Here is a 26,147-nt window from a genome sequence, read left to right as displayed (position 1 = left end):
AATTAATTTTTTATTAATTAGTTTCTCTTTCAAAATAATACTAATAGCTTTTATATAAAGCACCCTGTTTTATGCTATGATAAAAAAATACTTCTATATTATCTTAATAACCATTTGGTCTTGTAATAATTATCCGCAAACAGAGTACGAAACCATTATTCAAAATATACAAACCGAAGCTTGGGGCAACGTCTCTGATGTAACTTTAATGGATGCTGAAGTTACAAACGATTTAACCAGTATTAATACCAATGGCTCTTGGACTGAGATAGATTATAATGATACTACAATCCCTTGGGAACCATTTAACCACTTAAAAAAGTTACGTAATTTTTCATTGGCTTACACCTTACCAAGTAGTACCCATTATAAAAGCACAAGCTTATTTAATGCCATAGAAAAAGCACTTGAATATTGGGATATACAAGACCCACAAACAACTAATAACAATTGGTGGAATATTATAGGAACTCCGAAGGAATTAGGGCTTGTTTTAGTAATACTTAGGGCTGGAGAACAAAATATAGAAGCTGCTCTAGAAACGAACTTAACCAACCAAATGAATAGAGGCGATATTTATGGTACAACGGGTGCTAATCAACTTGATATTGCAATACATTTTTTGTATAGAGGCGTGTTAAAAGAAAGTGTATCTATAACAAATACAGCTGTTACCCAGGCTTTCCTTCCTATTAAACTAAGTTCTGGCAGTGAAGAATTGCAGCATGATTTTTCCTTTAGACAGCACGGGCCACAAATGGCTATTTTTTCCTATGGAAGAGTCTTCATTGAAGGAGAAATATCTATGGCGTACCGATTAAGAGGCACAAGTTATGCCATACCTGCAAGTAAATTAGATTTGCTGGTTCAATTTACCAATAAAACAGTGTTGAACATTTTAAGAGGGCAACATGCCGATTTTAGCACCATAGGTAGAGGTGTTACTAGAAACGACCTTACGTTTAGTGCTTCTTTTGTGAATACATTAAAGCAATTAAAATTGTTAGATCCTGAAAACAGCAATGCATACGATGCGGCTATTGCTAGATTAGAAGGAAGTCAACCAGCAAGTTATATGGTTAATGACAATCATACCCAATATTGGCGTTCCGATTTCGCCCTGCATAACAGGTCTGGTTATAGTTTTTCTGTTAGGAGTTCTTCTACGAAAGTAGAAAAAACCGAGCATATAAATGGTGAAAACCTTAAAGGGAACTATTTAGCTGATGGCGGAAACTGCATCATGGTTGATGGCGATGAGTATTACAATATTTTTCCAGTTTGGGATTGGAGTAAAATTCCTGGAACAACCATACCAGCAGTTACATCATTTCCTTTACCGGAAAGGTCAGGGGTATTAGGAAAATCGACTTTTTCAGGTGGGGTTTCAGATGGGATTTATGGAATCAAGACCTATTACCAAACAGAATACAAAACCTTTGCTAAAAAAGGATGGTTCTTTTTTGATGATGAAGTGGTATGCCTAGGTTCAGAAATTACTTCAACAGCATCGCAAACTATTGCATCTACACTAAACCAAAGTCATTTAGATGGAAGTATTATTGTATCTGAAAATGGTGATCCAACAACTCTAAATAGTGGGTTACATACCTATAACAATACTGCAGATTGGCTTTTACATGATAATATTGGGTATTTTTTTCCTAGTGGAGGCCAATTAAACATTAGTAATCAAGCACAATCGGGTTCTTGGAAAAGTATTAATAATTTAAGATCTGATGAACTTATTACTGAAGATGTTTTTAAATTATGGCTAGACCATGGTGTACAGCCTACAAATTCATCATATGCTTATATTGTGGTTCCTAATAAAACCACAGTTGCAGAAATGCAAAATTACGACCAAAGTACTATTACAATTCTTGAAAACAGCAATGATATTCAAGCAGTAAGACACAATGACCTCAACCTGTTGCAAATTATCTTTTACAAAGCAGGAGTGTATCATTACGATTCTGTAAAAATTCAGGTAGATAAGCGTTGTGTGATGATGCTAAAAAATATTGGAACACCTGAAGTTACCATTCATGTTGCAGATCCAAGTAAATCAAGTACTAACATTAATGCTTATTTTAACTTTCCTGAAATAGCTGCTACACGTTATTTAAATTTGAATTTGTCAGATGGTGCTTATGCAGGATCAACTTCAGAATTTACTATTAACAGTGATACGCCTATTCAATTACTTGAAAATAAATTTTCTATTCATGATGCTTATGTAAGAAGTGGAAGTTTTGCAAATACTAATTTTGGAAACGAATATTTGACGGTTAAGAATTCTAATGGTGATTATGCTAGGGAAATTTATTTAAAGTTTGATATATCAACCATTCCAGGAACCATATCTTCCGCAAAATTAAAAATGGAAGTAGATGTTGCTGCATCTGATGTAACATCTACAAGTTGGGATACAAAATTTGTTTCAAATGATAGTTGGAAAGAATCTAGTATCACCTGGAACAACAAACCTGCATCAGGTACTATATTGGATAATCAAAAAGGAAAATCTAACGGTTATGTGCAGTGGGATGTAACCAATCAGGTTGTTTCTGAATCATTAGGAGATGGCACTATCTCCTTAAGCATTACATCTAAGAATACTGGAGGGCAAACCCACGCAACTTTTAGATCTAAAGAGTATGCATCAGAGAGTGGTAAACCAAAACTAGTTATTCAATATGAACCGACTTTGTCAGTCGAAAGCCTAGAGTCCTTAAAACCAGAATTTACAATATACCCAAACCCAGCTTCTTTCAAAATATTTGTAAAAACCAAAAACGGAATCACTATAAACTATTTAGAAATAATAGGCATAAAAGGACAAGTTATGGCTAAATTTAATAAAATTAATAACAACCTCTTGGAAATAGACATCTCTAGGTACTCAAATGGTATTTATATTTTAAAAATTATTAATCATCTAGGCCAAGTAAGTACAAAGAAATTTTTAAAACTATAAGTCTTATATGAAGGCTTTAAAAAATTTAAAAGAGGAGGCTAAAAAGTACCTTTTTATAAAAACTATTGTGAAGTTTTACTGCCAAATAAACTTAAATTCTCAAATTATTTAGCAACGATAACTTTATTTACAACAGTATTAACTTTTATAAAAACAAGGCCATTACTCATATTTTTTAATGAAACAGAATTGTTGTTAAGAAACCCTTCTTTTACAACAACACCCTTTAAATTATATATTGTATAGGGTGAATTTGGCTCGCATCCAACAACATTTAAAATATTAGAAGTAATATTAGGATAAACTTTTATAGCTTTATTAGACTTGAGTTCTTTAGAAATAAATAATGGTACACCATCTGGATAACCAGTAATGTCATTATTCCTAACCTCTTTTAGTTTAGCTCTTAATAGGGTTGCAAGTGCAACACGGGTCTCTAAATATTCAGGTTTATTTGCCAAATTGGTAATTTGGTAAGGATCTTCTTGGATATCGTATAGTTCTCTTCCTTTAGAGCCACTTTCTTCATGTAAAATAAGTGCATATTGATCATTTCTTAATAAAAACGATTTACCATCTTGAGACACCGAAAAAGCAAAATCTCTAACGCTATACGAAGCATTATTAAAAACAGGTGACAAGTCTTTACCTTGAATATGTGGCGAATACTCTAAGCCCGCTAAACTAGCTACAGTAGGGTAAAGGTCTACAAGTTCTACAAAAGAATTGCATACCGCTGCAGGTTTACCGGGTACTTTTATAATTAAAGGTACTTTGGAAGACTCGTCTTTCAAGCTCACTTTCATCCAAAAACGATGCTCTGCTAAATGAAATCCATGATCTGATGCAAAAATAACAATTGTATTGTCTTCTAGGCCTTCCGCTTTAAGTGCATCTAATACTCTACCCACTTGGTTATCCATAAAAGCAACAGAAGCGTAATACGCAGCAATAGCCTTTCTTTCTTGAGTGGTATTCATCTGTGCTTTCTGACTCGTAACATAGTTGATCCCTCTTGCTGGGACGTCATTTAAATTATCATTATAGCTTGGTGGAAAAACGATACTTGACCAAGGGTAAGGTGTAAAATATTCTTCCGGAGCAACAAAAGGCACATGTGGTCTCACAAAACCAACACCCAACCAAAATGGTTTGTCTTTATTCTCTTTTAAAAGTTGAATGGCCTTGTTGGCTGTTACTTGGTCTGGAAGCACATCTGTACCATCAGCTTTAACAATAGTCATTACATTTCCATCTGCAATAGGTTTGGTGCCATTGGGGTTGTTTTGAACCAATTCCCCTTCACCAGATGCTTGAAATTCTGGTCCTTGACCATTATGCCTTTCATTCCATGAAATAGGATCATCTTCACCATTTAAACCTTGATAGATATCTTTTGGAACACGCATATGGAAAAGTTTACCAACTCTCGCAGAATGATACCCATTATCTTTAAATAACTGAGGCCATGTTTGACGACTAGAGCCAATAGCTTCTCGACCACTTGTATAGCCAAAAACATTTGCAGCATGAGGGTAATACCCCGACATAAAAGATGCTCTTGAAGGGCCACATACAGGAAATTGACTGTAAGCATTGTTAAACTGAACACCTTCTGAAGCCAATTTGTCTATATTTGGTGTTACACTCGCCCCATTTTGATAGGTTGAAATTGCAGTAGCCGTTAAATCATCAGAAACGATAAATAAAACATTAAGTTTATCTTGTGCATGGCTTAAATTACTCTTTACACAACACAAAAGAAGCAATAGTATACCTTGTATAGAAATTAAATTTCTCATTATAATTATATTTTTGTTCAGTACTTATAAATACAATCTTGCTAGAAGATACTACAAAGCCCTCAACACAAAGTTAATACTATATTAAATTGTTAAAGTTCAATTAAGTATTTATTTAGTCTAGTATTATAACCATTTATTTTAACACCCTTAATTTTGTTTTCCAACGCCTATAGGTTCAGGTGTTAGTTCTGGAAAAAATGGATTGAAATAATAAATACCTTCTTTATCAAATACTTTTAATACGGGTTTTAAGCGATGTAGAAAATTTTCGTAGTTTTTGTTTTTTTCTTGCGTCCAAGAAGACTCCGCTAATGCCAATAGTCTTGGAAAAAGCATAAAATCTAAACGTTTTTCATTTTGTATTATTTCAGTCCAAACATTGGCTTGAATTCCTTTAACAAAAGATTTTTTTCCTTTGGTCGTTAATTTTAAACTTTCAGGGAAAGCATATATTTTACTTAAGGTTCCAAATTTCCCTCTTCGTTTTCTTCCCCATTTATGAGATTCCTTTTGTATAAAATTAAGGTAAAGAGGTATGTTAGGACACAAAACAACATCACACTCATTATTCAAGGCAGTTTTAAGTTGGTTTTGTTTATCGCCTCTCCACCACATTACCATTGATTCTTTATTAGATATATTGGCATCAACAATTTCATCCCAGCCTATCATTTTTTTATTAAAGCTCAAAATGGTATCCTTCATTCTATGCAAAAAAAAATTTTCAACCTCTTTTAAGGTTTCTAAATTTTCTTTTGCCATTAGCGTTTGCACATCTTTATCTGTTTTCCATTGCTGATTTCCGTAATGCACCTCATCACCTCCAAGGTGTATCCATTTAGAAGGAAATAACTGAGTAACTTCTTTTAAAATATTCGATAAGTAGTTGTATGTTCCTTCCTTACCAGGGTTGAAGGTAAACTCGGGATATTTTTTTGTGCCACCACCACTAAATTCTGGATAAGCTCTATTGGCTGCCGCTGCATGTCCTGGCATATCTATTTCTGGAATAATTTCTATATGCCTTTTTGCAGCGTATGCTACAACTTCTTTAATATCTTTTTGTGTATAAAAACGAGGGATAGCATTTGGGTCATGCCAGTTTCCTTTAGCTCCAATAGTGGTTAATTTTGGATATTTTTTTATTTCAATTCTCCATCCAGGGCTATCCGTTAAATGCCAATGAAACTTGTTCAGTTTAAAAAAAGCCATCCAATCTAATAATTGTTTTACTTTCTCTTTTCCAAAAAAATGACGAGATTCATCTAACATCAAACCTCGCCATCCATATAAAGGTTCGTCTATTATTTGAGTCGCTGGAATCGCTATTTTTTTGCTCTTAACCTCTGAAAGTAATGACATCTGTAGTAAGGACTGGAATCCATAAAAGACTCCTCTATTACTTGATGCTTTAATTTCTATTGATTGTTTAGAAACATGCAACTCATATCCTTCTGAATGAAGACTGCCTGAAGAGTCTTTTGTTAAAATGATATTTGCATCTTGTTTTTTTACCGATTTGTTTTGGATACTAATACCTGTTTGAGCATTCAATTTTTTTGTAAAAATCTCAACAATTTCTTTGTATTCAGGACTATAATTAAACGTTGTTTTTTTGCTCATTACAAACGTACCTTCTCCAAAACGAACCTGTTTAGGATGAGGTACTATTTGAGAAACTCCACTAGTAGTAGCAAATACAATTAGTAATAATGTGAAATATTGTGTGTATTTTTTCATGATTATTATCTATTTAAAACCCTTAATTTTGTTTTCCAACTCCTATAGGTTCTGGTGTTAACTCTGGATAAAAAGGATTGAAATAATAAAGGCCGTTTTTATCAAATAAATCCAATACCGGTTTTAAACGAATTATAAAATTTTCGTAATTTTTATTTTTCTCTTGTGTCCAAGCAGCTTCTGCTAAAGCGACGAGTCTTGTATAAATCATAAAATCAAAACGGTCTTCATTTTGTATCCTTTCTGTCCATACATTGGCTTGAATTCCTTTTACAAACTGCTTTTTTCTTTTAGGAGCTATTGATAAACTATTTGGAAAAGCATACAACTTGTCTAAAGTACAGAATTCTCCTCTTCGTTTTCTTCCCCATTTATGGGCATCCATTTGTACAAAATCAAAATAGAGCGGTATTCTTGGGCATAACACCGTTTCATAACCCTTATTTAAAGCTTTTTTAAGTTGTTTAGGCTTATCATGTCTCCACCACATCACCATCGATTCTTCACTAGCTATATTGGCATCTACGATTTCATCCCAACCTACCATTTTTTTATTCAAACTTAAAACGCTATCCTTCATTCTATGTAAAAAATAGTTTTCTACGTCCCTTAACGTTTTTAAATTTTGTTTTTTCATTAATGCTTGTACATGGCTATCAGTTTTCCATTTGTGATTTCCATAATGAACCTCATCGCCACCTAGGTGTATCCATTTTGATGGAAATAACTCAGCAACTTCTTTTAAAATATCAGTTAAGTATTGGTAGGTTCCTTCTTTACCTGGATTAAACGTAAAATCTGGATATTTTTTTGAACCACCACCACTAAATTCTGGATAGGCACTATTCGCTGCTGCTGCGTGACCAGGCATGTCTATTTCTGGAATAATCTCAATATGCCTTTTAGCAGCATATGCAACGATTTCTTTAATATCAGCTTGTGTATAAAAAAGAGGTGCTGCATCTGGGTTGTGCCAATTGCCTTTTGCGCCAACCGAAGTTAGTTTTGGGTACTTTTTTATTTCAATTCGCCAACCCGGGCCGTCGGTCAAGTGCCAATGAAATTTATTAAGTTTAAAAAATGCCATCCAATCCAACAATTCCTTTACCTTTTCTTTTCCGAAAAAATGACGCGATTCATCTAACATTAAGCCTCGCCATTCGTATAAAGGTTTGTCAACAATCTTTGCTGTTGGTAGGGCAATTTTCTTACTCTTATTTTTAGAAAACGTACTAAGTTGAAGTAAAGATTGCAAACCATAAAAAAGACCTGTATTAGTTGCTGCCTTTATTTCTATAGAATTTTTAGAAATTTGCAATTCGTAACCCTCGTTATTTGATTTGAGAGAAGCATCTTCTGTTAAAATAATACTTGCTTTTTGTTTGGATACCGATTCAGTTTTAATACTAATACCTGTTTGAGCCTCAAGTTTTTCTACAAATATTTCAAGAATTTGTTTATCTGCTATATTATAATTTAACCTTGCTTTTTTACTTATGATAAAAGTATCCTTACCAAAACTTAATTGGTTTGGTTGTGGTATTATTTGTGCATAACCATTTACATAAACACATACCGTTAAAAGTAAAAAGATAGTATATTGGAAAAATGTTTTCATCATATTCATTAGTATTAGTATTTCTAAAAGGTATTATTTTTGAAACTTTTTCCAACCATTACCTTTATCTAGCTGTTTGCTTAGTTTTTTAACTATAGATTGATATTTCTTGTCTTTGGCGTAATTACGGTCAGCAAGCTGGCTTTTAGAATGATCATACAGCTCTCTTTCAACTATATGATTCTCTTTATCTATCCATTCTGTATAACGCCATTTACCACTTCGTATAGAATACCGCATACTACCACTAGTTGGGTACTGACTTAAAGCTACTTGTTTCCATTTTTTATTTGGCTTTTTAAGTAGTGGAATTAATGATGCCCCTTCACAATGTGTTGGGATTTCAAAATTGCAAAAGTCTGCTAATGTTGGATAAACATCGACTAATTCAACTAAAGCTGGTGAATTTTTATTTGTTTTATATTGAGGAGCCGAAATTATTAAAGGGACTCTAGCGTCAATCTCAAAGTTGGTATGTTTGCACCAGGCTCCATAATCGTTAAGTTTCCATCCATGGTCTCCTAGCAACACTATAATTGTGCTTTTTCGTAAGTCTAATCGGTCTAATTCTTCAACTACTTTACCTATTTGTGCATCAACATAACTAACAGAAGCATAGTAGCCATGTATTAAATTGGTTTCTATCGATTTGTCCCAATTTTTTTTCTTTTGTGGAATATCTGTATATGATTTTAATTCACCCGATTTATTACCGGCACGTTTGGGCATATCAACAGGCCATGATTTTTGGCTTGTTTGATAAAGTGTTTCAGGATTATAAATATCCCAATACCTTTTAGGTGCATTAAAAGGTAGGTGTGGTTTTTGAAAACCGCAAGCCAAGAAAAAAGGTTTTCCAGATTTCTTAAAGCCTTTTAATCTATCAATAGCCTCATCAGCCAATACCCCATCTGGATACATATTATCGCTAACTGCTGCTTTTTCTGTTGAAGGACCGACGCCTTTTTTTCTATTGGTATTGTATATTTTTGATTGCGCCTCTTTAGTAAGATAACCACGCCCTTTCCATTGTCCTTGAGGATGCCATTCTAGCTCAGTCCAACTATTAGGGTCATCTCCATTCTCTCCTCTATTGTGATAAATTTTACCTAAAGAAATAACTTCGTATCCCTTATTTTTAAAGAATAAAGGTAATGTTAAGGTATTGGGTACAGATTCTTGCAAACGTGTTTTAAGATCAAAAACATTGGTTGAATTTGGTCGTAAACCACTTAAAAAGCTTGCTCTACTTGGACCACATACCGCTTGTTGGCAGTAGGCTTTTTCAAATACAATACCCTCACTTGCCAGCTTATCTATATTTGGACTTTTAACGATTGGGTTTCCATAACACCCTAGTTCTGGCCTAAGATCATCAACAACAATGAATAACACGTTTTTTTGTTGTCCTAAAACATTAAAAAATGTTAGCACTGAGAGGATGCAAAATAAGCGTATTCTTTTCTTCACTGTGTCTTATCTATTTATTTCTTTAAAAACAGTTGTAAAAACTTGTTTTGGTGATGTTACAGACACCACTCCAGAACCTCCATTGTGTTGGATGATTATTGAAGCATATCCGTTAGTTGCTTGAACTTTACGAGAACCTCCAGTAGTCCCTATATTATCTAACATTTTACCTTTACCAATATAATCAAAAAGCACCCAGTTTTTAGCATCTAAACAAAGAACATTATTCTTATCTTTTAACCAGACTTCAACTTTACTTTCTTTTTTGTTTATTGGTGTAACTTTTACTTGAGCATTTGATGGTTTTTCCCATTTGGCTGTTTGATACTTTACATGGATGGTATCAGAAATTGTGAATCTACCTTTTTTCCCTTTAGCTATAATGATGTTATCTCCTTCTTTTAGCTCCACATTCCATCTTAAACCTGCCGCCGGAAAATCTTGACTGTTTCTTTTTTTGAAGTCATACGATATCCCATTCACAAAAAGTTCAACTTTATCGCAATTGGAATAAACTTTAACGGTTTTCTTTTCGCCAACATTACCCCATCTTACAGGCCATGAATGCCCATAAATATGAACCATAGGTTTTTCTGTCCAATAGGATTGAAATACATAAAAAGCCTCTTTAGGTTTAAAATCGCGCTGTACCACTCCTTTTTGATTCACATAAGGAACAGGGTTATCTGGTCTTACAGGTGTTGAAAAATCTTTAAATGGCCAATAGGCTGTTCCTGTTAACCAATCCATTTTTTCTTGTTCTTTTAGGTGCCAGTCTATAAGATCGCAACCATACGTTTCTGTCCAATCACCATCTTTAGAGACTCTTGCAACACCTCCAAATAGCGAGGCGTCCCCATCGCGCTCATCAGCCCCTTGATTGGTTTTTATTTTATCTAATACTTTTTCAGAAGACTCAGAGTGGCGTCCTGCATGCTGACTTGCTCCCCATTCTACATGTAAAAAATGTTTCACCTCGTTTGCTTCTTGTTTTGATACATTGGCATATTCTGTAAATTTACCTCTATACCAACCTGCCCATAAGGAAGGAGAATACACATCCACAATGTCTTTACAGAAATCGCATCTACGGATTGCCGTTTTTCGTTCTGAATCTAATTCATGTGAAAGATCATGTAGCTCTTTCATAAATTTTCGAATCTTCTCTTTATCAAATTCTTGAAAATCACCGTCCCAATCGTTTTCGTTACCAAGCCCCCAAATAATAATAGAGGGATGGTGCTTGTGTTGGTGAATCATATTTGTGAGCATCCGTTTTGCTTGAGCCTGATATTTTTCGCCACCTAAACCACCTCTACACCAAGGAATCTCCTCCCAAACGACAATACCCAAACTATCACATAAATCTAATACTTGCGCAGATTGTTGGTAATGCCCCAAACGGATGAAGTTTACTCCCATTTCCTTCATCATCACCATTTCTTTTTCAATCATCTCTGGTGTCATTGCAGCTCCAACTACTGCATGGTCTTCATGGCGATGGGTTCCTCTGAGTAGTAATCGTTTTCCATTTAATAAAAAAGGCCCTTTATTTTTAAATTCAAAATATCGAAATCCAACACTACGACTGATTTTTTGAGTTCCTTTTTCAGAATTAATTGTAACAATACATTCGTATAATTCTGGGCTGTCTGGATTCCATAGGGTTGGTTTCTTAACTGTTACATTGAAATCAATGTTTTGATTTTTAGATGTAATATTTTTTCGAGCGACTTCTTTTTTTGTTTTTTTATTTCTAATAATTACATTTAAGCCATAGTCACTATTTTGAGTGTTGCGCACATTTGCAGAAATGGCAATATTTCCTTTTTTAGTTTTTTCATCATAAGTTACTCCCGTAACAACATCTTTCATGTAAATATTTGGTACATGCACTAGGTGAACTTGCCTGTAGATTCCACCGTATACTGTAAAATCTGAAAGATTAGAAGGAATCGTGGTTAAATCTCTTGAATTGTCGCTTCTAACTATTAATGGAATTCCTTTTCTAAAACGCTTTTTGGAATTTGGTAGTTTTTTTATTTTTTTTATTGCTTCGGTTATATCTATAGTCCACTCATCATAACCTCCAATATGTTCGCCTACTTTTTCAGTATACAAATATACCTCTGCTCTTTGCCCAACACCTTCAAAATGAATAAGGGTTCTTCCATCAGGATAAGGATTATTTGTTTTGATGTTGGTTTTGTACCATGCTGGTCCTTGGTAATAATTCACATCTGGATCCACAGCATCTTGAGCATTGTAAGAATGCGGGATAGAGACCGTTTCCCAGAAAGGAACTGCTTCTGCATTACCTCTTTTTATAGGCCTAACGGCTTCCCAAATCCCTCCTAAATCAGATTGTAAAAACTTCCAATTATTAGTAAGTGTTATTTTTTCTTGAGCATGGTTTCCTGATGAAATCATGCATAATAAAATAAAGGCAATAACTATTTTATTAAAAAAAAAATTTAAAGTTTTCATTAATCTATTGGTATTTTTAAATATCTAAACAAAATATATTTTTACTTATTTTTTTGCTTTTTTCATTTTATCACGTTCAATTTTACTCGCTTTAGCCTCTTGTTGAAGTTTAGCAACAAATTTCTTTATAAATTGAGCATCATCCCTTTTTCTAAAAGCCGCTAATAAAAAGTCGCCGGTTTTTTCCATATACTTTTCAAGCTCTTTACGTTTACAAGCAATTTCTTTTTTGTATTTCGGGTTATGAATTAAATTATTCAAAGCATTTGGGTCGTTTTTAAAATCATAAAACTCTTCTAAAACTCGATTTTCAAAAAGGTGAACCCTAGCTTTAATGGTAGTGTCAGAATTAGCCACTTTTTTCATGGCTTTCCAAGAACGTCCTGATTGAGATTCATTTTTAAAAACCTTTTTACCATTTGCCCAAGCATTAAAAATATAGCCAAACCTTTCGTCTTGAACACTTCTTATTGGATAAGCATTGCCTCCATTTGTTTCATGAAACTGTGTAAACACATGCTTTCTTCCTTTTTGATTTTTTCCATTTAATATTTTAACAAAAGATTTTCCATCTAAGGTTATCGGTTTTTTAATTCCTGCTGCCTCTAAAACTGTTGGAAAAAAATCTACAGTTGATATAAAATGCTCATCATCTACTTTACCTTCTTTCACAACTCCAGGCCATTTCACTAACCATGGTGTATTGGTACTCTGCAAGTAACAATTGGCTTTAGAGAAAGGAAATGCCATACCGTTATCTGATAAAAACATAATTAATGTATTATTTGCCACACCTTGTTCCTCTAATGTTTGTAGTATTCTTCCGACGGTATCATCTAATCGCCTAACAGAACTGTAATATTCAGAAATTTCTAAGCGAACTTCTGGTAATTCTGGTAAAAAACCTGGTACAACAACTTCATTAGGTTTATAGATTCTAGAAGGATCTTTAATATTGTACTTTTTCCATTTCTTTTCTTGATCACTTTTTGCAAACGGTCGATGAGGATCGTGCGAATTTACCATGAGATAAAAAGGCTGATTTTTCTTTTTTGATTCTTGAATGAACTTTGTCGCCTCTTTGTAATAAATATCTTTATCACGCCCCATACCTAAGTCCTTTAAATCTAATTTTGTATCCCAAGGCGTATCAAATTTTGGTGAAGAATGATCAACTTTCCCTAAAATTCCACAACGATAACCTTCGCTCTTAAATGTTTTAACAATAGTTGGGATGTCCTTTTTGGTATCAGAAAACCCAACTAATCCACTATTATGAGCATAAAGCCCTGTTGCGATTACTCCTCTTGAAGGTGCACAAACAGCAACATTTACATGGGCTTTTGTAAACCGAAGTCCTTGTGAAGCTAGCTTATCTATATTTGGTGTAATATTATCTACCTTAGAGCCATATACACCAACAGTATTGCAGTTTAAATCGTCAGCGGTTATTAAAAGAATGTTTAATTTATTTTGAGAATAACTTTCATTAACAAACGTAATAAAAAAACTTATAGATAATATATATTGAATGATTTTCATTTTTTTATGGGTTTAGTTTTTTACAGAATAGCCTTGGGTACGATATGTGCTTAAAAGCTTTCTCATTTGTTCTACTTGCTGTGGATATTTACTATATAAATTAACGCGCTGTTCGGGGTCAGCTTCTAAATCAAACAGCAATCCTTTTGTTTTAAAATCTGTATAATTCTTTAATTTCGTATAGAATTCAGGCACTTTAAAATGACTAACATCTGACGTATTCATATAAAGCCATTTGCCTTTTCGCAACGCCCATTTATCTTCAAAAGTATTTTGAACGGTTGCTTCCCTTAAAGGGCCTTTAATTTTTTTTCCTTTTAAAATACTTGAAAAGTCGTAACTATCTGGGCCAGCTGTTTTGGGCAGTGCCGTTTTTGTGATACTAGAAATGGTAGCCATAATATCTACCTGCGATATGACTTCGTTACTAACTGTACCTGCTTTTATTTGTTTGGGCCACTTTACAATAAAGGGAACATGATGTCCGCCTTCCCAAATATCTCGTTTTAAACCTCTAAAATCTCCCATGCTAAAATGGTCGAATTTTTCAGCTCTTTTAAAAGCATATTTCTCAGGACCGTTATCAGAACTAAAAATAACAATAGTATTGTCTTCTAAGCCTTTTTCTTTTAATGCATTTAGTACTTGGCCAACTACCCAGTCTGTTTGTACCATAAAGTCTCCATAAGCTCCTGCTTCTGATTTTCCTTCAAACTCATCATTAGGAATAATGGGAGCATGAGGTGATGGCAAAGCAAAATAAAGAAAAAACGGTTCTTTCTTGTCATAATTATTAATCCATCCTACCGTTGTTGTAGTAAGGGTAGGTAATACTTTGTAAGGATCCCAATCTTTAAGTTTAGGTCCAGCTCGAAACTCGCATTTACCTTCTTTTGTTATACAGGTGTTTTTTGAACTCATTTCTTCAGTTGGTGCTTCAATAAACCGTTCGTTTTCCATCCAAGCGTAGGGTGGAAAATTTATAGTCCCATCTCCAAAATAATAATCAAAACCTCTGTCTAATGGACCTCCCTTCACAGGTTTACTCCAATCAATATCATGAGATTGATAAACATCAATTATTCTTCTCCCTTTTTTTCTTTTAAGCGACGGTGGATTTTTAAATTCCCAATCTAAGCCCAAATGCCATTTACCTATACATGCTGTAGTGTACCCTGCAGTTTTTAAAACCTGCGGAAGCGTAATATCGGTCTCTTTAAAAAAAGGTTTACCAAATGACTTTACAATTTCATGCTGATTGCGCCAATGGTATGTTCCTGTTAATAATGCAAAACGGCTTGGTGAACAAATACCCGATGAGCTATGGGCATCTGTAAATCGCATACCCTCTGAGGCTAGTTTGTCTAAATATGGAGTTGGAATTTTTGAATTGGGGTTTTGACAATTTAAATCGCCATAACCCATGTCATCCGCATAAATAATTACGACATTAGGGCGTGTTTGTTCTTCATCTTTAGTTTCCTTAACTGTTTTACAGCTAATAAAAACGACTAGAATCAATATGAAAGATATTTTTAAATGTATCAATTTCACATTATTTGGTATTAAGCAAATTAATTAATTCGTAGCCCGCACACAAAAAAGCACCAGCACCGTACACTTCAGTTTTATCAGGAAAAGCTTCTCCTGGAGCCGCTCCTATAGGTTGCACATAGCCCAACATACCTTCTTCTGTTATGTGCTTTTTGGTTCCGTTCCAGCCTTTTTTAACTACGGGTTCATAAGTATCATAATCTAGTATTCCTTTATTGATACCCCATGCCAAACCGTATACAAAAAAAGAAGTTCCACTAACTTCTGGTGTTGGATATTGCTCTTGAGCTAACAAACTCATAGCCCAGTGCCCCTCAGGTGTTTGTATCTGAGCTAATTTTTTTGCCATTTTTTTATAGATTTTTAAAAAGTACTTGTATTCTTTGGTCTTTGGTTCTAATTCATTTAGAATATTTACCAAACCAGCAAATACCCACCCATTACCACGAGACCAAAAGATTTTTTTACCCTTGTCTAGCTTATTCATAAATCTTTCATCTCTATAATACAACTGCTCTTTTTTATCGAATAAAAATTTTGTAGTAGCCTTATATTCCTTCATCATAAAATCCAAATACTTTTTTTCTCCTGTAATTTTGTACAATTTCGCCCAAACAGGTGGTGACATAAATAGGGCATCGCACCAATTCCAACGATCTAAATGGAAAGGAGTTTTCCAATTTAAAGCACTTTTAGAGGGATGATACAGGATATAATCAAACTGTTTTATGGTGGGTTTAATTATTTTTTTTTGAGGATATTTTTTGTATAAATCGCAATACAATTGACCTACCGTATGATCATCTGCATGATAGATTCTATCATATAATTTCCAGTTATAGTCTTCACCAATTTTTTTCAACCATTTATAATAGGTATCATCACCAGCAATTTCTGCCCACTTAACTAAACCCACATAAAATGCACCGTTTGTCCAATCTAAAGGGTGGTGTGGTTTTTTTTTGCTAAATGCATCATTAAAATGTGCCATTTGCCAATCGGCAACACGTTTCATATCCTGTTTTACCTGTGCAATGTTAATTTTTTGACACCATAATGAATTCCAAGAAACAAAAGTTAAAAGTAGTATTGTATATTTAATAGTATGTTTCATATCAATTACTGTGGTTATGTATATTGGACAATTAATGTATTAATTATTCTTTTCTTTTTCTGTATTTTTATCAACCTTATAATATTTATTTGCTCTATGCCTGCTTTTGCAAAAACTGAGGTTGTTTATTTTTGTTAGGTGCTTTTTTAGCGTATTGATTGTTTCTTGATATTTTCGATTTCCTGTAATGTTACATTCATATTTAGAGCATTTCTATGGTTGTACATTTCTTCAGAGCCATCTTAAAATAAATCAATCGAAAATGTTCTGACCAAATGGTATGATTCTTTTCACTTCCAAGAACCATTTGTTTTAAAGAACAAAATTTTACGATTCTTTTCTATTTCTTTTTCTTCTTCTTAGGCTCTTTAATTATATTTTCATATTTGTTTAATTTACCTACAGGCGAAGTTGTTTTAAACTTAATACTGTCTTTAAATTTTAGAGGTATCTTTTGAGAGTACTTTTCAGAATTTATCGTTGGAATTTCCCCATTAAGTGTATAGTAAATTTCTGCTTCAGCATAGGGTTTTGTAAAAGAAATAGAATCCTTTTCAAGTGCATATTTTGCCCTTGGAATGCGATAACCAATTCCTTGAGCATCCAATCTTTTTAGATGATGACTTCCAAGTCTGCCCATGAATTCAGAGAAATCACGATTTTCTGGTTGACTCCAACCAACTTCTGCTAAAGCTAATAATCTTGGAAAGGTTTTGTAATGCAATTGTTCTCTTTCGGGAGTTACATATTCAGTCCACAACGCCCCAGAAATTCCTTTAATGTGTTTTTTGTTTTCTTCTGGAATAGACTCATACGGATCAAAACTATACACACGCTCTAAGTTAACAATACCTGCCCACCAGTGCCCAGGTTCTAACTTATGTTTGGCTTCTTTCATATCAAAATAACAATACTTCCCTGGTGCCATAATTACATCAATACCTTTCTTTGCAGCTCGAATACCCGGTTTTGGTCCAATCCACGACATAATAGTGGTGCCTTTTGGCAATTTTCCTCCTTTTAATATTTCATTCCAACCAATTGGCTTTTTACCATATTTAGTAACAATCTCGTTAGTACGTTTTACAAAATAATGCTGTAATTGTGCATCATCTTTAAATTTTTTATCTTTCATTAATTGATTACATAAATTACAATTAAGCCATTGTTTACGGTTAACCTCATCGCCTCCAATATGAATATATTCAGATGGAAACAATGCTGCTACTTCTCCAAAAATATCATCTAAAATCTGAAACACTTCTTCATTCCCTGCACACATCACATTTCCTTTGTAACCGTGTACACCTTCTAAACCTGCTACTTTACAACCCGTATTTAAACTTTTATTTATTGCCAATGAATGTCCAGGAACATCAATTTCTGGTATAATGGTCATACCTCTAGTTGCTGCATAAGCAATAAGCTCTTTTATTTGTTCTTGGGTATAAAAGAATGGTCCGTAAGGGTCTGAATCTGCTTGTTGCCATTCTGGTGCTTTTCGATTTCTATAGTCTTTTAATACTTTTCCTGTTCCACGAACAGCTCCAATTTCGGTTAGCTCAGGATGTGATTTTATTTCAAGTCTCCAACCCTGATCGTCTGTTAAATGAAGGTGTAATACATTTATTTTTTGCTGCGCTAAAACTTCAACATATTCCAATAAATCATCGAATTGAATAAAATGCCTACTTACATCTAGCATCATGCCTCTGTAGTTAAAACGTGGTGCGTCTTCAATATTTAATGAAGGCAAAACATAATTTGATGAAATTTTCTCGTTGGCATACACTTCGGTTGGCAACAATTGTAAAAATGTTTGAATACCATAAAACACTCCTGAAGGACCTCCACCTTCTATGGTTATTCCATTTTTAGAAACTTGAACTTGGTATTGCTCTGTTTTAAATTTTGAGTTGATTTGTAAGGAAAGATTTCCTTTTTCACTTATAGCGACCTCTTTAGCTAATGATTTTGAAAGCTTTTTAGAAATATATGCTGCTTGTGTTTGTAATTCATTATTTGCTGCTACTGATTTTATAGCCTCTAGTTTAAAACCACACTCATCTGAGACGATTACTGATTGAACTTTAGGAAGTACTCTTGCGTTTACAAATTTCTCAACATCTTGTATTTCATTCTTGTAGGAACAACCGTTGAGAAAAAATAATAAAAATAAAGTATAAACTGAAAATTGTTTCATCTGTAGATTATATTTTAGGGTGTTCTGTTATTATATGTAAATTGTTTAAAAATTTAAAACCCGTATGAAGTGAAACAGTAAAATTAAACTATATTTTTACTTTCTCTACGGTATCATCTTCATACTCAACTTGCAGTTCTCTTAAACGCTTTTTTAATTGCTTGGTTAGAACTTTATATTCTGGTTTTCCAAAAAGATTGTTCATCTCTTCTGGATCTGTTTGTAAATCATACAATTCCCACACATCAATATCATCATAAAAATGAATTAGTTTATAACGGTCTGTTCTAACCCCGTAGTGTTTTTTAACCATATGCTCATTAGGGAATTCGTAGTAGTGGTAATAAACTGCATCTCTCCATTTATTGTCATTAGTATTATCTAATAATAAAGGTTTTATTGAATTTCCTTGAATTTCTTTAGGAATAGTAACTCCAGCGATATCTAAAAAAGTAGGAGCATAGTCTATATTTTGAACCAAAGCAGGTACTTCTCCTTTTCTTTCGTAGCCTTTTGGCAAGCGCATTAACAAAGGAGTTCTAAAAGATTGCTCGTACATAAATCGTTTGTCAAACCAGCCGTGTTCACCTAAATAAAAACCTTGATCAGAAGTATAAACGATAAGCGTATTATCTGCCAATCCGTTTTCTTCTAAGTAATCTAATACACGCCCTACGTTTTCATCAACAGAACGTATGCACGCTAAATAATCGCGCATGTAGCGTTGATATTTCCATAAGTCTAATTCATCACCTTCAAGTTTTTTCTCTAAAAATTCTTTTGTAATAGGTTTATAATGCGCATTCCAACGATTTGCTTCAGCTTCATTCATTCTTTTGGTGTGCTTTACTTTTCCAAAACGTCCTTTTATACTTTCGTGTTCTAGTTTTAGGTCGTAATTAAGGTCCATATCACGCGAACGAATACTTAAGCGTTGTTCTTTAGCTGCAACTCTATTTTCATATTTATCAAAGAAGTTTGCAGGTACTGGATATGTTTTGTTCTTAAACTCATCTATATGTAAAGTATCTGGCTGCCAAGTTCTGTGTGGAGCTTTATGATGCAATAACAAACAAAATGGTTTCTTTTTATCTCTATTTTTAATCCAGTTGATACCATAATCTGTTGTTACGTTAGTAGCATAGCCTTCAACACGCTTTTTCTTTCCCATTTCAATAAAGTCTGGGTTATAATATTTTCCTTGACCAGGTAAAATATTCCAGTAGTCGAAACCTTGAGGATCACTTTTTAAATGCCATTTCCCAATTAATGCAGTTTGGTAACCTGCTTTTTGTAATAGTTTAGGAAAAGTTACTTGATTTCCATCAAATTTTACTCGGTTATTTATTTGACCGTTTTTGTGTGTGTGTTTTCCTGTGAGCATCGTTGCACGACTTGGTCCACAAATTGAATTCCCAACAAAACTATTTCTGAATAATACACCATCTTTTGCTATACGGTCTAGGTTTGGTGTTTTAATAAGTTGATCATTATAAGCACTGATTGCTTGGTAGGAATGATCATCTGTCATAATAAACAGTATATTTATTTTTTCATTTTTGTTTTCTTTCTTTTTACAACTTAAAAAAGTAATGGATATCGTAAAAAAAAATAGAGAAAATAGTTTCGATTTATAAGTTAACATATTATTTCGTTTTAAATTCACAAAGCTTTAAGTTTTTCTATTTCTTAAAGCTTTGTGAAAGTAAAAAAACCAAATTAGGAATTTTTATGTTTTTTGTATATAAAATTTATTATTTCAAACGTATACTAAACTCTTCGAAAACTACATTTCTGTCTCGTACCACTAATGTATCCTTTACGGCATGTGTTTCATTATTAAGAACATCAATATACGTGTAGTCTAAGTAAATTACGTCTCTTGGTTTACCTCCCCAAGTATCACCATCTGTAACAAATTTTCCAGTTCCAGTAACGTTGTAAGGGTCTGAATCATAACTACCAATAATACAATTATTGTTATCATCAAAAGATAATTCTAAATTTACATCACCTGGGCTTGTGTTATTACCTCTTCTAACTCTGTTTAGTAATTCAATATTATTTTCTCCAGATATAGTAGCCAAAACCAATTCGTCTCTTTCTATGAATTCATTACTATAAACATTATCAATGGATTGACCAGCAGCATCAGTAACAACATCTACACCACGTCTTAAATAATATGCGTGGTATTTATTAATATATTTAATACCGAAAAGTGTAAAATCTTTTGGAAAAATTGACCAATGTGTTTCATTAACTCTAGATGGATTATCTACGGCTGCTTCACCTGCTAAAATAAAATCTAAATTTTCAACATCAGTAATTAATAATGGTACAACATAGTTTACACTATCTCTAACTCTTGCAAAAGATAAAGGGTCTTGAAAAAATGCATCTGTTAATTGTATGGTAATACGCCCTTTTGTAGAGCCTACGGGTATTGTAACTGGACTTTCAGTTACAATGTTATAATAGTTATCTGGAAGGGCTACTACGTTATCTACATCATCTAACAATTCAGGAGCTTTGACAAATGATACTTTTCTTTCTATATCATTCGTATAAACGCCACCCATAGTAACAGTTATTTCGAATCTTTTATTATTATCATTGTCGTTAAAACCTAAGTCATATTTTCCTAAAATTAAACTCCTTGCTGGTGTTTGAAAAGGAAAATATACTCCAGTAGATCCAAAATCATCAAACTCATTCTTTTGATTTTCACATGCGGCTAAAATTAACGTTAGGGCAAATAAGAAAATTAGTCTCGTCTTCATATCATTAATATTTTTAATTATTACTATTTTTAATAAATTACCAACCTCTATTTTGTTCTAAAGCTGAAAACTGAATAACTTGACTATTTGGAATTGGTAGATATGTTGCAAAATTAGGGTAGTTTCTTGGTTCTACTTGATCTAATACTTGATATTCAGTTCCGTTAAAAAAGTTACCTTTAATTGTTTCATTTAAATCTAATCCCCATCTGCGAAGATCCCAAAAACGATACCCTTCAAAACAAAGCTCTAAACGTCTTTCATTCTGAATAAGTCTACGCATTTGTTCTGTTGTGTTTATTGTTGCTAAATAGGCATCTGGTTGCGCTAAGCCTGCTCTTTTTCTTATCGCAGATATAATATCTCTTGCGGACATTCCATTTACTTGATAATCTGGCCCTCCAATTTCATTTGCTGCCTCAGCCAAAATTAAAAACAACTCGGTATATCTAATATAAACATTAATATGTCTTTGCCCTGTATTTGATCCATTTGGATTGATGACTACATCTGGTCTCAACAATTTCTTTAAATAATATCCTGTTCTTGTAGACAGTTGTGGAATAGAATCTAAACGATCTATACCACCTCCAAAGCCAGTATTTATAGTACCTCGTGCATATGAATCTCCATTTGTAATAATAAAGTTTTTTAACCTTGGATCTCTATTTTCATATGGGTTTTGTGGATTGTAACCATTACTTATAGTCGCAGGATAACCATTTTGCATCGGAAAAGCATTGACCAAGTTTTCTGATGGATTAATTTGACCTAAACCATTTAAAGAAGGTGGAAAATAACTTCTCTCTGATGCTGAATTTGTGCCTCCAATAGATCCTCTCCATAATATTTCTGGATTGTTAATATCACTATCAGAATCATAATAAAGAATTCCATCTGGTGCTAGACCAGAAACTCCTCCAATATCAGTAATCAATTCGCTAGCTATATTTGCTGCTGTTTCATAATAACCTTCACTACCGTTTAAAAAAGAAGGACTAGCCGCAAATAAGGCTACCCTAGCTTTTAATGCTTTTACAATTTTTGCTGTTACTCTTAAATTATATTGAGATCCATTTACGGTTAACCATTTTGTAAAATCTAAAGCGGCATATTTAGCTGGCACCTTAGACGGACTATCAGAGTATTCGTTTGGCAATAATTCAATTGCCTTATTAAAATCTTCTATAATAGCTGCTACAGATTCTTGGAAGGAAAGTCTAGGAATATTGAAATTTCCAGTATTAGGAATAAATTCTTTAAAATAAGGGATACCCAAAAGATTTCCTGAAGTTCCTATTCCTGCGTGTGCTTGTAATACATAATAATGGTGTAAAGCTCTTAAAGCATATGCTTCTCCTCGCATACGTTCATAAAACAATGCATTAATTTCATCATCTCTATTCCATTGAATTTCACCAATATTAAGGATATCAATAAACCTGTTGATGTAGAAGACTTTTTCAAAATTTTTCCATTTAGATGTTGGGTTTGATTGTGCTGACAAACCACCAGTAGCTATATTTCTATAACTATTATTTAATTGGTTGTGAACGGCATCATCAGTCGCTGCTGCTTGTACAAATCTAAATTGATTAACTAAACCTGTATAACCATGTAATAAAAACCCTTCAGCAAATGCTGGATCCGTACTCACAAAATCAAAAGTTTGTCTATTTTCATCTAACGGGTCTAAGGCTTCACAACCTAAGAATATAGTTAAAATGGATAGAACCAATAAATATTTAAGATTATTTTTCATTTAAATAATTTTTATAGTTTTTTAAAATGATGCTCTTAAACCAAGAAAATAATTTCTAAATTGAGGATTACCTCCAACATTTAGCTGATTTAATTCTTTATTTTTAGCAAACTGTAAGACATTAGTTCCTGTTACATTTATACTCAAATCTGTCATTCCTAATTTGCTATATAATTTTTCATCAAATTCATAAGTTAATTGTACTCTTCTAATATCAAAAAAACTATTGTCATACAACCAAAAAGTTGAGTTTCTATAGTTATGTGGATTATTAACAGAGGATAATCTTGGGTAAGTTGCAGTTGCTGCTGTTTCAGGAGTCCATCTATTTAAAGCAACTTCTGAGTACTTATTATCCCCTTCCACCCAAAAATAGTTTCCAGAACGGATGGCATTTCCTCCAAATTGGCCATACCCTAAAACAAATAAACTAAAGTTTTTGTAGTTTAATTTTAGATTAATCCCATAAGACCAAGGAGTTCCTGTTCTACCAATAACCCTTTCATCATCGTTATCAATAATTCCATCATTATTTTGGTCTATGTATTTAATATCTCCAGGTTTTAAAACTACTTCTGTTAAAGGAACTGGTAATCCGTCTATCAAATCTCCGTCTGCTGTAAAATCTGATTGAGTATAAAAACCATCATCAATCAATCCAAATACTGCACCTAATTCTGTTCCTTGTCTCTTTTGATAATCGAATTCTCTTATTTCCTGTACTTTTTCCCTTGTTCTTCTAGTGTACATAATGTTACCACCAAAATCTAGAGAAAAATCTTCATTTAATTTTTTATTAAATGTAAACGCTGATTCAAAACCGTTATAACGTTCTGCATTATTATTATCAAAAGGTGTAAAATCACTGTAATAAGATGGGAAATTAATATTTACATCCGTAACTTGTCCTTTTAAGAGAATATCAAAATAATTAAATTCAAACCAAATCTCGTTAAATAAATAACTTTCAAAACCAATACTCGTATCTCTTCGATATTCAAAAGTAAGGTTTGGGCTCTCTGCTTGCTGTAAATTAGTTATTCTATTTGAAGCCTCACCATCTGCCCAATTAACAGTTGTACCACTATTGTAAGATTCTAAATATCTATAATAAGACCCCACACTTCTATCGTTTTTAAGAAAACCTCCAGTAGTTTTAAATTTTAGGTAATTTATTATTTTAGAATCCTTTAAAAAATCTTCTTCACTCAAAATATACCCAAAACCAAGTGTAGGAGAGAAACCTCCTCTATTGCCTTCTGGTAATAGTGCTGAAGAAACATAGTTTCCAGTAAAATCAAAAAAGTATTTATTTTTATGGCTAAAAGTTAACTGTAACCCTAAATGCCCATTATTCGTTGGTTGTCTAACTCCTCTAGTCTCTTGATTATTGAAATAAGCCAAAAAAGTAGCATTAAATTTATTGTGTCCGTTTTTAGAACTACGTTTGTAGTCTAAACTTGCATAAAAGCCTAAACGACTTACAAATGCATCTGTAGCAATATTTTCACTTTGGTCTTGGAGATCTGGTCCTCCAAAAGGATTAATCCCTATTATTTTATCTCCTAATGCATTCCATACAGGTTCATATACGGTAAACTGGTTTTGAATGCTAGTAGTGTATGAGTCGAAAAAATCAAAACTTAAATAGGTTCTTGCTGTTAATCCTTTAACAAATCTATTTAAATCAATATCTATTGAATTACTAAACTGAGTTGTACGAAATGTTTTAGTTTGATACCCTCCTGCAAAAATATTTGCAAGTGGAGAATTTTGGACAGCTGCTGAAGCTCCTAATAAGAAACCATTATAGCTATTTGCGGTTGCAACTTGATCTCTAAAAGCATCATTATTTTCAAAATCAAATAAAGAAAGCGGAAGAAAAGGCGCAAATGTATTGGGCTTAAATGTTGTTGCAAAACTTAAAACATTTTGACGAGCACTTATGTTGGAATTTACAATTGCTACTACATCTACACTACTTTTAATAAAATCATTAACTTTAAAATCTATATTGGCTCTTAGATTAAACCGATTGGCACCTTTATTGACATCTGGATTAATTTTAACCAAATCTTGGTCATTTTTCCAACCTAAATTTACATAAAAACGGGTGTTTTCATTACCTCCAGAAAATTCTGAAATAATACTTGTAGTACTAGCAAAATCTCTTAAATACTCACTATTGTATAAACTAACATCTGGATGTAAGTATGGATTTGTACTATTTTTATAATCGTCTATAAGCGTTTGAGAAAATGTTGGTGCTAAACCATCGTTTGCTCTAGCTTCATTAAATAGCTCCATATATTTAATGGCTCCCAAATACTTTGGAAATGATATGGGCTCTCTTAAACCTCTCAAAACATTTACTTTTGAAACTTTGGTATTAGTTTCCCCACGTTTTGTATTGATTAAAATAACACCGTCTCTAGCTTGGTTACCGTATAAAGCAATAGCATTGGCATCTTTTAAAATGGTAATTTGCTCTACTTCTTCTAAGTTTAGTGTATTAGGATCACGATTAAAGACTCCATCTATTACAAAAAGCGCACCTCCTAAACCTCTAATATTGGTTCCATTATTACCTCTTACCCCTGGTGCTAAACCAGAAATATAATTTCTTATAAATTGTGTGTTATCATATACCAAACGATCTTTTGGGTTTATAACAGAAATAGATCCTGTAATTGCTCTTTTGGTGGTTTTTTTGAAACCTAAATCTATGATGTCTTTTTCTGATTCCAAAAACACTGATTTTACAAGTGTGATTTGTTTTATCACATCACCCATATTTAAAGTTTGCGTTACATAACCCTCTTTTTTAATAACGATAACTTCTTCTGGATTTGTTTTGATAGAAAAACTTCCATTTAAATCCGTTTTTGTAGCAACTCCTTTTGAACCTAAAATTGCTACATCTTTAATAGGATTTCCACTTTCACTTACTACAATGGATGAAATATCTATTTTCCCTTTTTTTTGAGCAACTAAGGAGTTTGTAAAACTAAGTAGGACAAAAAAACTAAAGAAAAGTATCTTATTTTTGTTTCGTATGTTCATTATATACTCTTTATTTTTATAAATAC

At 33.0% G+C, this 26,147-nt stretch carries 14 protein-coding genes; 1 reads left to right on the top strand and 13 read right to left on the bottom strand.

Annotated features, from left to right (window positions below; genetic code table 11):
* The first annotated feature begins 76 nt into the window (after positions 1 to 76).
* Entirely contained in the window at positions 77 to 2,980 is a 2,904-nt protein-coding gene (locus Q0L44_RS04230) for a polysaccharide lyase family 8 super-sandwich domain-containing protein (protein ID WP_296635710.1), read from the top strand.
* A gap of 104 nt (positions 2,981 to 3,084) precedes the next feature.
* Here the strand turns inward: Q0L44_RS04230 and Q0L44_RS04225 are convergent, their stop codons facing one another.
* The 13 genes from Q0L44_RS04225 to Q0L44_RS04165 all read right to left on the bottom strand — a co-directional run bounded on the left by Q0L44_RS04225 (position 3,085) and on the right by Q0L44_RS04165 (position 26,121).
* Positions 3,085 to 4,782, bottom strand: a complete 1,698-nt coding sequence (locus tag Q0L44_RS04225) for a sulfatase-like hydrolase/transferase (protein WP_296635709.1) — start codon at positions 4,780 to 4,782, stop codon at positions 3,085 to 3,087.
* Positions 4,783 to 4,932: 150 nt separating this feature from the next.
* Positions 4,933 to 6,525, bottom strand: a complete 1,593-nt coding sequence (locus Q0L44_RS04220; RefSeq protein ID WP_296635706.1) for a beta-N-acetylhexosaminidase — start codon at positions 6,523 to 6,525, stop codon at positions 4,933 to 4,935.
* A 22-nt stretch (positions 6,526 to 6,547) separates the two neighbouring features.
* A complete protein-coding gene (locus tag Q0L44_RS04215) occupies positions 6,548 to 8,146 on the bottom strand; it encodes a beta-N-acetylhexosaminidase (protein ID WP_296635705.1) in 1,599 nt (532 codons plus the stop codon).
* Positions 8,147 to 8,176: 30 nt separating this feature from the next.
* The gene (locus Q0L44_RS04210; protein ID WP_296635703.1) at positions 8,177 to 9,577 is read right to left on the bottom strand and encodes a sulfatase; all 1,401 of its coding nucleotides are present in this window, start codon (positions 9,575 to 9,577) and stop codon (positions 8,177 to 8,179) included.
* 42 nt (positions 9,578 to 9,619) lie between these two features.
* On the bottom strand, positions 9,620 to 12,100 hold the full coding sequence (locus Q0L44_RS04205) for a glycoside hydrolase family 2 TIM barrel-domain containing protein (protein ID WP_296635701.1): 2,481 nt from the start codon (positions 12,098 to 12,100) through the stop codon (positions 9,620 to 9,622).
* Positions 12,101 to 12,145: 45 nt separating this feature from the next.
* The gene (locus tag Q0L44_RS04200; RefSeq protein ID WP_296635699.1) at positions 12,146 to 13,642 is read right to left on the bottom strand and encodes a sulfatase; all 1,497 of its coding nucleotides are present in this window, start codon (positions 13,640 to 13,642) and stop codon (positions 12,146 to 12,148) included.
* 12 nt (positions 13,643 to 13,654) lie between these two features.
* Positions 13,655 to 15,163, bottom strand: coding sequence for an arylsulfatase (locus Q0L44_RS04195; protein WP_296635697.1), 1,509 nt, complete (start codon positions 15,161 to 15,163; stop codon positions 13,655 to 13,657).
* Between the two features lie 34 nt (positions 15,164 to 15,197).
* The gene (locus Q0L44_RS04190) at positions 15,198 to 16,310 is read right to left on the bottom strand and encodes a glycoside hydrolase family 88 protein (protein WP_296635696.1); all 1,113 of its coding nucleotides are present in this window, start codon (positions 16,308 to 16,310) and stop codon (positions 15,198 to 15,200) included.
* 340 nt (positions 16,311 to 16,650) lie between these two features.
* On the bottom strand, positions 16,651 to 18,513 hold the full coding sequence (locus tag Q0L44_RS04185; RefSeq protein ID WP_296635693.1) for a family 20 glycosylhydrolase: 1,863 nt from the start codon (positions 18,511 to 18,513) through the stop codon (positions 16,651 to 16,653).
* A gap of 88 nt (positions 18,514 to 18,601) precedes the next feature.
* Complete coding sequence (locus tag Q0L44_RS04180; RefSeq protein WP_296635690.1) at positions 18,602 to 20,158, bottom strand: sulfatase; 1,557 nt, start codon at positions 20,156 to 20,158, stop codon at positions 18,602 to 18,604.
* Positions 20,159 to 20,267: 109 nt separating this feature from the next.
* Positions 20,268 to 21,296: a DUF5627 domain-containing protein gene (locus Q0L44_RS04175; protein WP_296635688.1), complete on the bottom strand. Its 1,029-nt coding sequence runs from the start codon at positions 21,294 to 21,296 to the stop codon at positions 20,268 to 20,270.
* 37 nt (positions 21,297 to 21,333) lie between these two features.
* Positions 21,334 to 23,058, bottom strand: a complete 1,725-nt coding sequence (locus tag Q0L44_RS04170; RefSeq protein WP_296635685.1) for a RagB/SusD family nutrient uptake outer membrane protein — start codon at positions 23,056 to 23,058, stop codon at positions 21,334 to 21,336.
* A 21-nt stretch (positions 23,059 to 23,079) separates the two neighbouring features.
* Entirely contained in the window at positions 23,080 to 26,121 is a 3,042-nt protein-coding gene (locus Q0L44_RS04165) for a SusC/RagA family TonB-linked outer membrane protein (RefSeq protein ID WP_296635683.1), read from the bottom strand.
* Between the last annotated feature and the right edge of the window lie 26 nt (positions 26,122 to 26,147).

The organism is Polaribacter sp., assembly GCF_024639685.1.
GTDB lineage: Bacteria > Bacteroidota > Bacteroidia > Flavobacteriales > Flavobacteriaceae > Polaribacter.
Note: the sequence above shows the minus strand (reverse complement) of the source record. Positions and strands in the feature narration are given on the sequence as shown.

What these genes read in the sequence shown, in the direction of transcription:
- Q0L44_RS04180 (WP_296635690.1), bottom strand. Translation starts at nt 20,158, where the DNA reads ATGTTAACTTATAAATCGAAACTATTTTCTCTATTTTTTTTTACGATA.
- Q0L44_RS04215 (WP_296635705.1), bottom strand. Translation starts at nt 8,146, where the DNA reads ATGATGAAAACATTTTTCCAATATACTATCTTTTTACTTTTAACGGTA.
- Q0L44_RS04220 (WP_296635706.1), bottom strand. Translation starts at nt 6,525, where the DNA reads ATGAAAAAATACACACAATATTTCACATTATTACTAATTGTATTTGCT.
- Q0L44_RS04230 (WP_296635710.1), top strand. Translation starts at nt 77, where the DNA reads ATGATAAAAAAATACTTCTATATTATCTTAATAACCATTTGGTCTTGT.
- Q0L44_RS04205 (WP_296635701.1), bottom strand. Translation starts at nt 12,100, where the DNA reads ATGAAAACTTTAAATTTTTTTTTTAATAAAATAGTTATTGCCTTTATT.
- Q0L44_RS04185 (WP_296635693.1), bottom strand. Translation starts at nt 18,513, where the DNA reads ATGAAACAATTTTCAGTTTATACTTTATTTTTATTATTTTTTCTCAAC.
- Q0L44_RS04225 (WP_296635709.1), bottom strand. Translation starts at nt 4,782, where the DNA reads ATGAGAAATTTAATTTCTATACAAGGTATACTATTGCTTCTTTTGTGT.
- Q0L44_RS04165 (WP_296635683.1), bottom strand. Translation starts at nt 26,121, where the DNA reads ATGAACATACGAAACAAAAATAAGATACTTTTCTTTAGTTTTTTTGTC.
- Q0L44_RS04170 (WP_296635685.1), bottom strand. Translation starts at nt 23,058, where the DNA reads ATGAAAAATAATCTTAAATATTTATTGGTTCTATCCATTTTAACTATA.
- Q0L44_RS04175 (WP_296635688.1), bottom strand. Translation starts at nt 21,296, where the DNA reads ATGAAGACGAGACTAATTTTCTTATTTGCCCTAACGTTAATTTTAGCC.
- Q0L44_RS04190 (WP_296635696.1), bottom strand. Translation starts at nt 16,310, where the DNA reads ATGAAACATACTATTAAATATACAATACTACTTTTAACTTTTGTTTCT.
- Q0L44_RS04200 (WP_296635699.1), bottom strand. Translation starts at nt 13,642, where the DNA reads ATGAAAATCATTCAATATATATTATCTATAAGTTTTTTTATTACGTTT.